A 12648-nucleotide genomic window follows, 5' to 3' on the forward strand; every position below is an offset into this window, starting at 1 on the left:
GTCAGCCCCCCGTGCGCACCCCGGTGGCACCGGCCGTCCCGTAAGGGGCGCCCGGGCTCGCCTGGTCCGCCTGCTCGTCGTGCGCCGTGTGCGCTCCGTGCGTGTTTCGCGGTCCGTGCGTTGCGTGTGCCGTGTGCTCTGCGTACGTCCCGTGCCCGCCGGTCCCGCGGGGCACATCGCGTACATCCTGCTCGCCTTGCCCGTCGTGCGCACCGTTCTCCGGCGACTCGTGCCTTTCGTTCACATGGATGCGCGGTACCCGCCCGCTGATCCGCGTAACGATCTCGTACGAGATGGTGCCGGCGGCGCGCGCCCAGTCCTCGGCGGTCGGCTCGCCGCGGTCGCCGGGCCCGAACAGCACGGCGCGGTCGCCCGCTTCGGCCACGTCCCCTCCGAGGTCCACCACGAACTGGTCCATCGCGACCCGTCCCGCGACCGTCCGCCACTTGCCTGCGGCCAGCACGGGCCCCGCGCCCGAGGCGTGCCGCGGGATGCCGTCGGCGTAGCCGAGGGGTACGAGGCCGAGGGTGGTGGTGCCAGAGGTGCGGTAGTGGTGCCCGTACGAGACGCCGTGGCCGCCCGGCACCTCCTTGCACAGCGCGAGCGAGGCGCTCAGGGTCATCACGGGGCGCAGCCCCAGATCGGCGGCGACCCCGACCTCGGGTGAGGGGGAGAGGCCGTACACCGAGACCCCGGGGCGCACCAGGTCGAAGTGCGACTCGGGGAGGGTCAGGGTGGCCGGCGAATTGGCGTGGTGGCGCACCTCGGGGTCGAGCCCCGCGCGCTCGGCCGAGGCCAAAGCGGCGCGGAAGGCGTCGAGTTGGGCGGCGTTGGCGGGGTTGCCCGGCTCGTCGGCGCGGGCGAAGTGCGACCAGACGCCGGTGACCTTGATCGCTTCCTCGGCCTCGGCGGCGCGCGCCGCGGCGACCAGCGCGTCCCAGTCGGCCGGCTGGCAGCCGTTCCTGCCGAGGCCGGTGTCGGCCTTGAGCTGCACCCGCGCGGTGCGGCCGCAGGAACGGGCGGCGGCGACGACCTCGTCCAGCGCCCACTGTCCGCTCACCGACACGTCGATGTCGGCCTCGACGGCCTCGCGCCAGGGCCCGCCCGGGGTCCACAGCCAGCACATCAGGCGCCCGGTGTCGCCGGCGGCGCGCAGCGCGAGCGCCTCCTCCGGGGTGGCGGTGCCCAGCCAGGAGGCCCCGGCCTGCCGTGCGGCGCGGGCGCACGGCACGGCGCCGTGCCCGTAGGCGTCGGCCTTGACCACGGCCATCAGCTCGGCGCGCGCGGCGCGGGCGCGCAGCGAACGGACGTTGTCGCGTACCGCCCCGAGATCGATCTCGGCGTACGCACGGTGCGGAAGCTGGTCGTTCACGTGGCCAGTGTCCCAGGTCGCCCCCGCACACGGGGCGGCATGGCGGCGTGGGACGTACGTCACGCGGGCCGCACGAGCGGCTCGGGGGCAGGTCAGGGCGCGACTCGGGGACGGGTCAGGGGCGCGTCGGAAGGCCCTAAGGGGCGCCCCTCCCCTGAGGGCCTCAGTCCCTCATGACCTCGTCCCACGCCTCCGTGAGCGCCGAGGCCACCTCCGTGGCGCCCGCGGGGCGCTCGGCGAAGCGGCCCGCGAGGCCGTGCAGATAGGCGCCGGCCGAGGCGGCGTCCAGGGTGCCGAGCCCCGTGGCGAGCAGCGCGCCCACCAGCCCGGACAGCACATCGCCGCTGCCCGCCGTGGCGAGCCAGCCCGTCCCTGTGGGGTTGACCCGTACGGGTCCAGAGGGCTCCGCCATGACCGTCGTCGACCCCTTCAACAGCACGGTGGCGCCCGTACGGTGGGCCAGTTCGCGTGCCGCGGCGAGGCGGCCCGCCTCGACCTCCGTACGCTCCCGGCCGAGCAGCGCGGCCGCCTCCCCCGCGTGCGGGGTGAGCAGCGTGGAAAGACCGCGTGCCGCGCGCTCGCGCAGCGCGTCCTCGTCCGCCAGCCGCAGCCCGTCGGCGTCGATCAGCACCGGCACCTCGGCGGCCAGCACGTCCGCGACCGCCTCGGCGGCCTCCCGGTCGTCGCCCAGCCCGGGGCCGACCACCCAGGACTGCACCCGCCCGGCCTTGGAGGGCGGCCCCGGCGAGACCAGCGTCTCCGGGAAGCGCGCGATCACGGCGTCCGCGCCGGGCCCGGCGTACCGCACCGCGCCCGCTCCCCCGCGCAGCGCCCCCGAGACGGCGAGCACCGCCGCACCCGGATAGCGCGCCGAACCGGCGGCGACGCCCACGACGCCGCGCCGGTACTTGTCGCTCTCCGCCGAGGGCAGCGGCAGCAACTCCCGTACGTCGGCGTGCTGGAGGGCCTCGGCTTCGGGAACCCCGCCGGACTCCTCAGGGGCTCCCCCGGCGTCCTCCCCCAGCGCGAGGCCGATGTCCACGAGCCGCAGCGCGCCCGCGTGCTCGCGCGCCGGGTCGATGAGCAGGCCCGGCTTGTAGGCGCCGAAGGTCACGGTGGCGTCGGCGCGTACGGCCTCGCCGCGCACCTCGCCGGTGTCCGCGTCCACGCCGCTGGGCAGGTCGACGGCGAGCACCGGGGCGCCGGCCGCGTACACCAGGTCCATCAACTCCACGGCCACCGGCCGCAGTCCGCCCTTGCCGCCGATCCCGACGATGCCGTCCAGGACCAGGTCGGCCCGCTCCAGCAGCGGCGCGACCGGCACGACGGCACCCTCGACCACGGCGCCGGGGGCCGTCACCGCGCGCCCTCCCGCGGCGCGCAGCGCGGCGAGCCCGCCCCCGTGCGCACGCTCAGGGGAGAGCAGTACCGCCGTCACCCCGGCGCCCCGGCGGGCGAGGCGGGCGCCGGCGTACAGGGCGTCGCCCCCGTTGTCGCCGCTGCCCGCCAGCACCACCACCCGCGAGCCGTAGACCCGGTCGAGCATTCCGGCGCAGGCGGCGGCCAGTCCCGCCGCGGCCCGCTGCATCAGGGCGCCCTCGGGGAGCCGCGCCATCAGCTCCCGCTCGGCCGCCCGTACGGTCTCCACGCTGTACGCAGTCCTCATGCGCCCAGTCTGGCCGACGGACGGAAGGGAGGCAGGAGGGCGGGAGGGGCACGTCCCGTAGGGGAACCCGACCCGTACGGGATCACGGCCCGTACGGGATCACGGCCCCCGGCGCACGAACCCCACACCGCGCGGCCCCCGGGCTGCGCCTCAGCTCTCCGCGATGACGACCGCCGACGCGACACCCGCGTCGTGCGAGAGGGAGACGTGCCAGCCGCGTACGCCGAGTTCCTGGGCGCGCGCGGCGACCGTGCCGCGCACGAACAGCGAGGGCCGGCCGTCCTCGCCCGTCACCACCTCGGCGTCCGTCCAGCGCAGGCCCTTGGGCGCGCCCAGCGACTTGGCCAGCGCCTCCTTCGCGGCGAACCGCGCGGCCAGCGAGGCGACGCCCCGCTTCTCGCCGCTCGGCAGCCACAACTCGCCCTCGACGAAGAGCCGTTCGGCCATCGTCGGAGTGCGCTCCAGCGCGGCGCCGAAGCGCTCGATCTCGGCGACGTCGATGCCGACACCGATGATGCTCATACGCACCCCACAGCGTTCGGCGACGACACAGCGAGCCGCGACCACACAGAGATCGACGACCCCGCAGCGTCCGGCGACCCCACAACGAGCCGCGACCACACGCCGCCAATGCCCGGCGAAGCCACCGCGCTCACTCCACCGTCACCGACTTCGCCAGATTGCGCGGCTGGTCCACCTCGTTGCCCCGGGCGGTCGCCAGCTCGCACGCGAACACCTGGAGCGGGACGGTCGCGACCAGCGGCTGGAGCAGCGTCGGCGTCGCGGGGATCTCGATCAGGTGGTCCGCGTACGGCCGCACCGTCTCGTCGCCCTGCTCGGCGATCACGATGGTGCGGGCTCCGCGCGCCCTGATCTCCTGGATGTTGGAGACGATCTTGTCGTGCAGCACCGAGCGCCCGCGCGGCGAGGGCACCACGACCACCACCGGCACGTCCTCCTCGATCAGCGCGATCGGCCCGTGCTTGAGCTCGCCGGCCGCGAAGCCCTCGGCGTGCATGTACGCCAGCTCCTTGAGCTTGAGCGCGCCCTCCAGCGCGACCGGGTAGCCCACGTGCCGCCCCAGGAACAGCACCGTCTTCTTGTCCGCGAGGCCGCGCGCCAGCTCCCGCACCGGCTCCATGGTCTCCAGCACCTCTTCGACCTGCGTGGAGATCGCCGACAGCTCGCGGATGACCCCGAGCACCTCGTCGCCCCACTTGGAGCCGCGCACCTGGCCCAGGTACAGCGCGACCAGATAGCAGGCCACGAGCTGGGTCAGGAACGCCTTGGTGGAGGCCACGGCGACCTCGGGCCCGGCGTGCGTGTAGAGCACCGCGTCCGATTCGCGCGGGATGGTCGAGCCGTTGGTGTTGCAGATGGCGAGCACCTTGGCGCCCTGCTCGCGCGCGTGCCGGAGCGCCATGAGGGTGTCCATGGTCTCGCCGGACTGGCTGACCGCGATGACCAGGGTGCGCTGGTCCAGGATCGGGTCGCGGTAGCGGAACTCGCTGGCCAGCTCCGTCTCGCAGGGGATGCGCGTCCAGTGCTCGATCGCGTACTTGGCGATCATCCCCGCGTGGTACGCCGTACCGCAGGCCACGATCACGACCTTGTCGATCTCGCGCAGCACCGAGTGCGGGATGCGCACCTCGTCCAGGGTGAGCTCGCCGACCGCGTCGATGCGCCCGAGCAGGGTGTCGGCGACCGCGCGCGGCTGCTCGGCGATCTCCTTGAGCATGAAGTAGTCGTAGCCGCCCTTCTCGGCGGCCGAGGCGTCCCAGTCGATGTGGAACGGGCGTACGTCGGCGGGGGCGCCCTCGAAGTCGGTGACCGTCACGGCGTCCCTGCGCACCTCGACGACCTGGTCCTGGCCGAGCTCGACGGCCTCCCTGGTGAACTCGATGAACGCCGAGACGTCCGAGGCGAGGAAGTTCTCGCCGTCGCCGACGCCCACCACCAGCGGGGAGTTGCGGCGCGCTCCGACCACCGTGTCCGGCTCGTCCGCGCAGGCCGCGACCAGCGTGAACGCGCCCTCCAGCTGCCGGCACACCTGCCGCATGGACTCCGCGAGGTCGCCGGTCGCGGAGAAGGACTCGGCGAGCAGGTGCGCGACCACCTCGGTGTCGGTCTCGGAGGTCAGCGCGTGCCCGCGCTCGGTGAGCTCGGCGCGCAGCGCGGCGAAGTTCTCGATGATGCCGTTGTGGACGACCGCGACGCGGCCCGAGTTGTCCAGGTGCGGGTGGGCGTTCACGTCGTTCGGCGCGCCGTGCGTGGCCCAGCGCGTGTGGCCGATGCCGGAACCGCCGGTGGGCAGCGGATGTTCGGCCAGTTCCTTGTGCAGATTGGCGAGTTTTCCCGCCTTCTTCGCGACCGCGAGACCCCCGTCGGCGGGGACGGCCACACCCGCCGAGTCATAGCCCCGGTACTCCAGCCGCTGCAATCCGGCGATGACGACATCGAGGGCCGCGCGCCCTCCCACGTAACCGACGATTCCGCACATGCGCGCAGCCTAGCCCGCGCCCCACCCCTCGGCGATCACCCGCCCGGCCCGCCCGGGCCGCCTTACGGGAGGCTCAGCGCTCGTCGGCGTCGCCGCGCGCGATGCGGTCGACGGCGTCCTCCACCAGCTCCAGGTACTCCGCCTCCTCGCAGCGCGGCTTGCTGCCGGGGACGTACAGCTCCAGCGCCTCGGCCGGGTCCTCGGTCAGGTCCTCGTCGGGCAGCGCGTCACTGAGGTCCGAGCAGACCCGCGCCGCGTGCGCGTCGTAGGAGTCGTACGAGCCCGTACGCGGCGAAGGAACCGTGGAACGGCCTTTCCTCAGGCGGAAGTTGAGCCATGAACGACTCGCGATGGCAGACATGCCGGAAACGTAACGGACTCCGTCGCTCCGGGCACATCTCCCCGGCACATTTCCGTCACGTGCGCCTTGCCCCGCCTCCTCCGGCACCGCTCCCGCGCCCCCTGCGCGTACCGCCGGTACCCCGCCCCCGGAAGAGATCGCCGCAGGCCGGGGCGGAGAATGGGGCCGTGTCAACGAAGCCCTACGTGGATCTCTCGCGCGCGGAGTGGAGCGCACTGCGCGAGCGCACGCCGCTCCCGCTCACCGCGGACGAGGTCGAGCGGCTGCGCGGACTCGGCGACGTGATCGACCTGGACGAGGTCCGGGACATCTACCTGCCGCTCTCCCGGCTGCTCAATCTGTACGTCGGCGCCACGCACCATCTGCGGCAGGCGCTCAACACGTTCCTCGGCGACGCGGGCCGCAACGGCAGCGGCGCGCAGCGCGGCACCCCGTTCGTGATCGGCGTCGCGGGCAGCGTGGCGGTCGGCAAGTCCACGGTGGCCCGCCTGCTCCAGGCCCTGCTGGCCCGCTGGCCCGAGCACCCCCGCGTGGAACTGGTCACCACGGACGGCTTCCTGCTCCCCAAGGCGGAGCTGGAGCAGCGCGGCCTGATGTCCAGGAAGGGCTTCCCCGAGTCCTACGACCGGCGCGCGCTGACCCGCTTCGTGGCCGATGTGAAGGCCGGAAAACCCGAGGTCACGGCCCCGGTCTACTCCCACCTGATCTACGACATCGTGCCCGGCGAGCGGCTCACCGTGCACAGCCCCGACATCCTGATCGTCGAGGGCCTGAACGTGCTGCAGCCCGCCATGCCGGGCAAGGACGGCCGCACCCGGGTCGCGGTCGCCGACTACTTCGACTTCTCGGTGTACGTGGACGCGCGTACCGACGACATCGAGCGGTGGTACCTCAGCCGCTTCAGGAAGCTGCGCGAGTCCGCCTTCCAGGACCCGCGCTCCTACTTCCACAAGTACGCGGAGGTCTCCGAGGAAGAGGCCCTGGACTACGCCCGCAACACCTGGCGCACGATCAACCGCGCCAACCTGGAGCAGAACATCGCCCCCACGAGAGGGCGGGCGACGCTACAACTGCACAAGGGCCCGGACCACGCCGTACAGCGCTTGTCCCTGCGCAAGCTCTAGCCCCCGCTACTAGGTGTGGGCGCCCGTTCCGCGGGGCGGAACGGGCGGGCACACCGGAACGCGAACCCGCCCACCCAACGCCCCCACGCACCCGCGAACGCGCATCAAGCCGATGCGCGCAGCGCGAGGCAAAACACACGGCGCAAGGCGTCAGCCAAGCGCACTCTTCACGACATCGGCCAACCGCTCCGCGGCCCCCCGAGCCTGCTCCTCATCAGCCGCCTCGACCATGACCCGCACCAGCGGCTCAGTCCCCGAGGACCGCAGCAGCACACGCCCCGTCTCCCCCAGCTCCGCCTCGACGGCCGCGACCGCCTCGGTCACCTCGGGCGAGGAAGAGACCCGCGACTTGTCCACGTCCCGCACATTGACCAGGACCTGCGGCAGCCGCTCCATCACGGTGACCAGCTCGGCCAGCGGCTTGCCCGTCGCGGCGACCCGCGCGGCCAGCATCAGCCCGGTCAGCGTGCCGTCGCCGGTCGTGGCGTGGTCCAGCACGATCACGTGCCCGGACTGCTCGCCGCCCAGCGAGAAGCCCCCGCTCTTGAGCTCCTCCAGCACATAGCGGTCGCCCACCGCGGTCTGCCGCACCTCGATGCCCTCGCGCTCCATGGCCAGCTTGAAGCCGAGGTTGGACATCACCGTGGCGACCACGGCGCTCTTGCGCAGGGAGCCGGCGTCCCGCATCGCGACGCCGAGCACCGCGAGGATCTGGTCGCCGTCGATCTCCCTGCCCTGCGCGTCGACCGCGAGGCAGCGGTCCGCGTCGCCGTCGTGCGCGACGCCGAGGTCGGCCCCGTGCTCCACCACCGCTGCCTGGAGCCCGGCCAGGTGGGTCGAGCCGCAGTCCTCGTTGATGTTGAGCCCGTCGGGGTCGGTGGCGATGGTGACGACGTCGGCGCCGGCGCGCGCGAAGGCCTCGGGCGAGACCCGCGCCGCCGCGCCGTTCGCGCCGTCGATGACGATCTTCAGGCCGTCCAGGCGGTTCGGCAGGACGCCGACCAGGTGCGCCACGTAGTTGTCGAAGCCCTCGACATACTCCCGCACGCGGCCCACGCCCGCGCCGGTCGGGCGGTCCCAGGGCTGGCCCGCCTCGTGCGCGCGATACAGCGTCTCGATGCGGTCCTCCTGCGCGTCGGGCAGCTTGTGCCCGCCGCGCGCGAAGAACTTGATGCCGTTGTCCGGCATGGCGTTGTGGCTCGCGGACAGCACCACGCCCAGGTCGGCGCCGAGCGCACCGGTGAGATACGCGACGGCCGGGGTCGGCAGCACGCCCACCCGCAGCACGTCGACGCCGGCGCTCGCCAGCCCCGCCACCACGGCGGCCTCCAGGAACTCGCCCGAAGCGCGCGGGTCCCGGCCCACCACGGCGACCGGCCTGTGGTCCTCGAAGGAGCCCACCTCGGCCAGCACATCGGCCGCCGCGACCGACAGGCCGAGCGCCATCTCCGCCGTCAGCCCCTCATTGGCGACACCGCGTACGCCGTCGGTACCGAAGAGTCGTCCCACCGTGCTTCCTCCGCGAATTCGAGACCGGCCGGGCGGCACACCCACCGCCACGGCCCTTCCATCCTGGTATACGCCGCCGCACGCGCGAATCCGCCTCGGCGATCCCCCAGATATCCCCCGTATCCCCCTGAGGTCCCCCCTGACGTCTCCCCTGAGAGCGCCCCGGGGTAAGACAACGCCCCGGCGGCACGATCCCGTGCCGCCGGGGCGTTGTCGATGCTGCGGGTACGGGCGTGACCACGGACCCCAGAGGGATCCGGGCCCGCCCGTACGGCCGGAGCAGCAGCGCAGCGTGCGCCGGGCGTCAGCGCTTGCTGTACTGCGTGCCCTTGCGGGCCTTCTTGAGACCGGCCTTCTTCCGCTCCACGGCGCGCGCGTCGCGGGTCAGGAAGCCGGCCTTCTTCAGCGGGCCGCGGTTGTTGTCCACGTCCGCCTCGTTCAGCGCACGGGCCACGCCCAGGCGCAGCGCGCCGGCCTGGCCCGAGATGCCGCCGCCGGAGATGCGGGCGACCACGTCGTAGCGGTCGTCCAGCTCGAGCACCTTGAAGGGCTCGTTGACCTCCTGCTGGTGCACCTTGTTCGGGAAGTAGCCGTCCAGGGTGCGCCCGTTGACCTTCCACTGGCCGGAGCCGGGAACGATGCGGACACGCGCGACGGCGTTCTTCCTGCGGCCCACGCCGGCGGCCGGCTGCGGCTCGCCGAAGCGGGACGCGAGCGACTCGGAGGTGAACTCCTCCAGGGCGCCCTCGGGGGTCTCGGTGGTGTACTCCTCGACGCCCTCGACGGGGGTCTCAGGGGTGGTCTCGGCCACGATTCTCCTCAGCTTCTTTTCGTCTTAGGTGGTGTGGCCGGACTTACTGCGCGACCTGGCTGATCTCGAACGGCACCGGCTGCTGGGCGCCGTGCGGGTGCTCGGAACCCGCGTACACCTTCAGCTTGGAGAGCATCTGGCGGCCCAGGGTGTTCTTGGGCAGCATGCCCTTGATCGCCTTCTGGACGGCCTTCTCCGGGTTCTTCTCCAGCAGCTCGTCGTAGCGGACGGAGCGCAGGCCGCCCGGGAAGCCGGAGTGCCGGTAGGCCATCTTCTGGGTCCGCTTGTTGCCGGACAGGTGCACCTTGTCGGCGTTGATGATGACGACGAAGTCGCCGGTGTCAACGTGAGGGGCGTACACGGGCTTGTGCTTGCCCCGCAGGAGCGTGGCGGCCTGGGAGGCCAGACGGCCCAGGACGACATCCTGCGCGTCGATGATGTGCCACTGGCGCTGGACGTCGCCGGGCTTGGGGCTGTACGTACGCACGGTCGTAGCCTTCGCTTCTCAGTGAATGGGTCTCCCCGGACCCCAAGGGATCCTTGGGGAGGGTCCTGACAAGGCCACCTGGCAGATCACAACAGCCAAGACCGCACCACGGTGACGCGGGCCGCTCGTGCTGGTCGCTGCTCATCGGCCGGTTGGCCGGTGCAAGGCCCCCCACGTGAGAATGAGCAAGCCAATACACAACGACCTCGCAGAGTACCGGGCCCCACCCATCCGGGTCAAAATGCGACCGCCGCGTTCACCGCGGCCGCTCACCTCGAACGCTCCACCCGGCCCTCGTCCCACACCGGCTCCGGGGTCTCGCGCACCCGCCCGTCGGCGCCGAAGACCAGGAAGCGGTCGAAGGAGCGCGCGAACCAGCGGTCGTGCGTGACCGCCAGCACCGTCCCCTCGTACGCCTCCAGGCCCTCCTGGAGCGCCTCGGCCGACTCCAGGTCGAGGTTGTCCGTGGGCTCGTCGAGGAGCAGCGCGGTGGCGCCCTCCAGCTCCAGGCGCAGGATCTGGAAGCGCGCCTGCTGGCCGCCCGAGAGCCGCTCGAAGCGCTGCTCGGCCTGCCCGGTCAGCTCGTACCTGCGCAGCGCCGACATCGCCGGGCCCGTGCCCTTCGCGTGCTCCTTCCACAGGATGTCCAGGAGGCTGCGGCCCTCCAGCTCGGGGTGTGCGTGGGTCTGCGCGAAGTGCCCCGGCACGACGCGGGCGCCCAGCTTCCACTCGCCGGTGTGCGGCACCTCGCCGCCCGCGAGGAGCCGCAGGAAGTGGGACTTCCCCGAGCCGTTGGAGCCGAGCACCGCGACCCGCTCCCCGTAGAAGACCTCCAGGCCGAACGGCTTCATCAGGCCGGTCAGCTCCAGGTCCTTGCAGGTCACGGCCCGTACGCCGGTACGTCCGCCGCGCAGCCGCATCGTCACCTGCTGCTTGCGCGGCGGCTCAGGCGGCGGCCCGGCCTCCTCGAACTTGCGCAGCCTCGTCTTCGCCGCCTGATAGCGGGAGGCCATCTCGTCGCTGCGGGACGCGTACTGCTGCATGTCCAGCACCAGTTTCTTGAGCTGCGCCCGCTTCTCGTCCCAGCGCCTGCGCAGCTCCTCGAAGCGCTCGAAGCGCTCCTCGCGCGCCTCGTGGTACGTCGCGAAGCCGCCGCCGTGCACCCACACGTCGCCGCCCGCCGGGCTCGGCTCCACGCTCACGATCCGGTCGGCCGCGCGGGCCAGCAGCTCGCGGTCGTGCGAGATGAACAGCACGGTCTTGCGGGTCTCCCGCAGCCGCTCCTCCAGCCAGCGCTTGCCGGGCACGTCCAGGTAGTTGTCCGGCTCGTCGAGGAGCAGCACCTCCTCGTCGCCGCGCAGCAGGGCCTCCAGGACCAGCCGCTTCTGCTCGCCGCCGGACAGCGTGCGCACCTGCCGCCACTGCGCCTTCTCGTACGGCACGCCGAGCGCGGCCACGGTGCACATGTCCCACAGGGTCTCGGCCTCGTACCCCTGCACCTCGGCCCAGTCGGCGAGCGCCTGCGCGTACTGCATCTGCGCGCGTTCGTCGTCGCGCTCCATCACCGCGAGCTCGGCCGCATCCACCGCCGCTGCCGCGGTCCTGATCTGCGGTGGAGCCACCGACACCAGGAGGTCCCGCACCGTGCTCTCATCCCGTACGGAGCCGATGAACTGGGACATCACGCCGGTGCCCCCGCTGGTCGTCACCGAGCCGGCGTCCGGGGTGAGCTGACCGGAGATCAGGCGCATCAGGGTCGTCTTGCCCGCGCCGTTCGGACCGACCAGCGCCGCGCGCGTCCCCTCCCCCACCCGGAACGAGGCGTCGGCGAGCAGCGCCCGCCCGTCCGGCAGGAACCAGTCCAGATGCGCTACCTCCACATGCCCCATGGCACTGATTCTCTCCGCCTCTTCCGGCCCGCCCAACTCAATTAAGGCCACCGCATAAGATGCGCCCCATGAGCTTTGGGCAGGGGGGACCCCAGTGGGGTCCCGGCGGTTCATCCACCCCGGACTGGGAAGCACTCGCCGAGCGGACGGAGTCGCGCACCAGGCGCAGGCGCTGGCTGCTGATCGGCGGCGGCGCCGTGGCCACCGCGCTGGTCGCGGGCATCGTGGCGTTCGCGGTGGTCAGCGAGGGAGGAGGCACGCCCTCCGACAAGCCGTCCGAAGCGCTGCCCTCCCCCAAGGACATCCCCAGCGGGCCCGACCAGCCGGAGCCGACCTTCAAGGACGACGCCCCGCCACCGCCGCCGCCCGAGGACTTCATCAAGGACGCGGCGCACGACAAGGCGCCGCTCAGCGCCCGCTCCCTGTTCCCCGACTCCAAGGTCACGGTCAACGGGAACGAGTACACCCGCCGCGCCGTCGACACGAGCAAGGGCTGCAAGGACGCCGCGCACGCCAAGCTCGGCCCCGTACTCGCCAAGCACGGCTGCGACAAGGTCTTCCGCACCACCCTGACCCGCGGCAGCTCGGCGGTGACCGTCGGCGTCGCGGTGTTCGAGGACACCGGGAAGGCCACGGCCGCGAAGAAGGGCTATCAGCCCAACCTCGTCGCGCTCCCCGGCAAGGGCGTCTCCGACTTCTGCCGGACCGTCACCTGCCGCACCACGGCCGACTCGCTGGGCCGCTATGCGATCTTCACGATCTCCGGGCACTCGAACGGCAAGGAGGCGGGCCCGAAGGACGAGGCCGCGATCCGCGCCGCCTACGACGCCAACAAGTACGCCTACGACCGCGTGCTCCAGCGCGGCAAGGACCAGGCGGGCCACGCGGCCACGGCATCCCCCGCGCCGTAACGGGACCTCGTAACAGGC

11 protein-coding genes are annotated in these 12648 nt (G+C 72.7%); 2 read left to right on the top strand and 9 right to left on the bottom strand.

Annotation, left to right across the window (positions count from 1 at the left end; genetic code table 11):
• Nucleotide 1 precedes the first annotated feature (1 nt).
• The 5 genes from alr to ABEE00_RS25455 all read right to left on the bottom strand — a co-directional run bounded on the left by alr (nt 2) and on the right by ABEE00_RS25455 (nt 5899).
• Nucleotides 2-1372 carry an alanine racemase gene (gene alr, locus ABEE00_RS25435; protein WP_345747992.1) on the bottom strand — a complete coding sequence of 457 codons (1371 nt, stop codon included), beginning with the start codon at nt 1370-1372 and terminating at the stop codon, nt 2-4.
• A 163-nt stretch (nt 1373-1535) separates the two neighbouring features.
• Nucleotides 1536-3038 carry an NAD(P)H-hydrate dehydratase gene (locus tag ABEE00_RS25440; RefSeq protein WP_345747993.1) on the bottom strand — a complete coding sequence of 501 codons (1503 nt, stop codon included), beginning with the start codon at nt 3036-3038 and terminating at the stop codon, nt 1536-1538.
• A gap of 150 nt (nt 3039-3188) precedes the next feature.
• Entirely contained in the window at nt 3189-3560 is a 372-nt protein-coding gene (locus tag ABEE00_RS25445; RefSeq protein WP_345747994.1) for a holo-ACP synthase, read from the bottom strand.
• 130 nt (nt 3561-3690) lie between these two features.
• The gene (gene glmS, locus ABEE00_RS25450) at nt 3691-5538 is read right to left on the bottom strand and encodes a glutamine--fructose-6-phosphate transaminase (isomerizing) (protein WP_345747995.1); all 1848 of its coding nucleotides are present in this window, start codon (nt 5536-5538) and stop codon (nt 3691-3693) included.
• A gap of 73 nt (nt 5539-5611) precedes the next feature.
• Complete coding sequence (locus ABEE00_RS25455; protein ID WP_345747996.1) at nt 5612-5899, bottom strand: hypothetical protein; 288 nt, start codon at nt 5897-5899, stop codon at nt 5612-5614.
• A 167-nt stretch (nt 5900-6066) separates the two neighbouring features.
• On the opposite strand from ABEE00_RS25455, the gene coaA reads away from it, so the two are divergent.
• Nucleotides 6067-7023, top strand: a complete 957-nt coding sequence (coaA, locus tag ABEE00_RS25460; RefSeq protein ID WP_345747997.1) for a type I pantothenate kinase — start codon at nt 6067-6069, stop codon at nt 7021-7023.
• Between the two features lie 150 nt (nt 7024-7173).
• Here coaA and glmM read toward each other — a convergent pair whose 3' ends face one another.
• The 4 genes from glmM to ABEE00_RS25480 all read right to left on the bottom strand — a co-directional run bounded on the left by glmM (nt 7174) and on the right by ABEE00_RS25480 (nt 11719).
• A complete protein-coding gene (gene glmM, locus ABEE00_RS25465) occupies nt 7174-8532 on the bottom strand; it encodes a phosphoglucosamine mutase (RefSeq protein WP_345747998.1) in 1359 nt (452 codons plus the stop codon).
• A gap of 304 nt (nt 8533-8836) precedes the next feature.
• Nucleotides 8837-9343, bottom strand: coding sequence for a 30S ribosomal protein S9 (gene rpsI / locus ABEE00_RS25470; protein WP_345747999.1), 507 nt, complete (start codon nt 9341-9343; stop codon nt 8837-8839).
• A 43-nt stretch (nt 9344-9386) separates the two neighbouring features.
• The gene (gene rplM / locus ABEE00_RS25475; RefSeq protein ID WP_345748000.1) at nt 9387-9830 is read right to left on the bottom strand and encodes a 50S ribosomal protein L13; all 444 of its coding nucleotides are present in this window, start codon (nt 9828-9830) and stop codon (nt 9387-9389) included.
• A gap of 269 nt (nt 9831-10099) precedes the next feature.
• Nucleotides 10100-11719, bottom strand: coding sequence for an ABC-F family ATP-binding cassette domain-containing protein (locus ABEE00_RS25480; RefSeq protein WP_345748001.1), 1620 nt, complete (start codon nt 11717-11719; stop codon nt 10100-10102).
• Between the two features lie 68 nt (nt 11720-11787).
• Here ABEE00_RS25480 and ABEE00_RS25485 point away from each other — a divergent pair, with 68 nt between their 5' ends.
• Nucleotides 11788-12630, top strand: a complete 843-nt coding sequence (locus ABEE00_RS25485; protein WP_345748002.1) for a hypothetical protein — start codon at nt 11788-11790, stop codon at nt 12628-12630.
• Nucleotides 12631-12648 lie beyond the last annotated feature (18 nt).

The organism is Streptomyces odontomachicola (assembly GCF_039605595.1).
Taxonomy (GTDB): Bacteria; Actinomycetota; Actinomycetes; order Streptomycetales; family Streptomycetaceae; genus Streptomyces.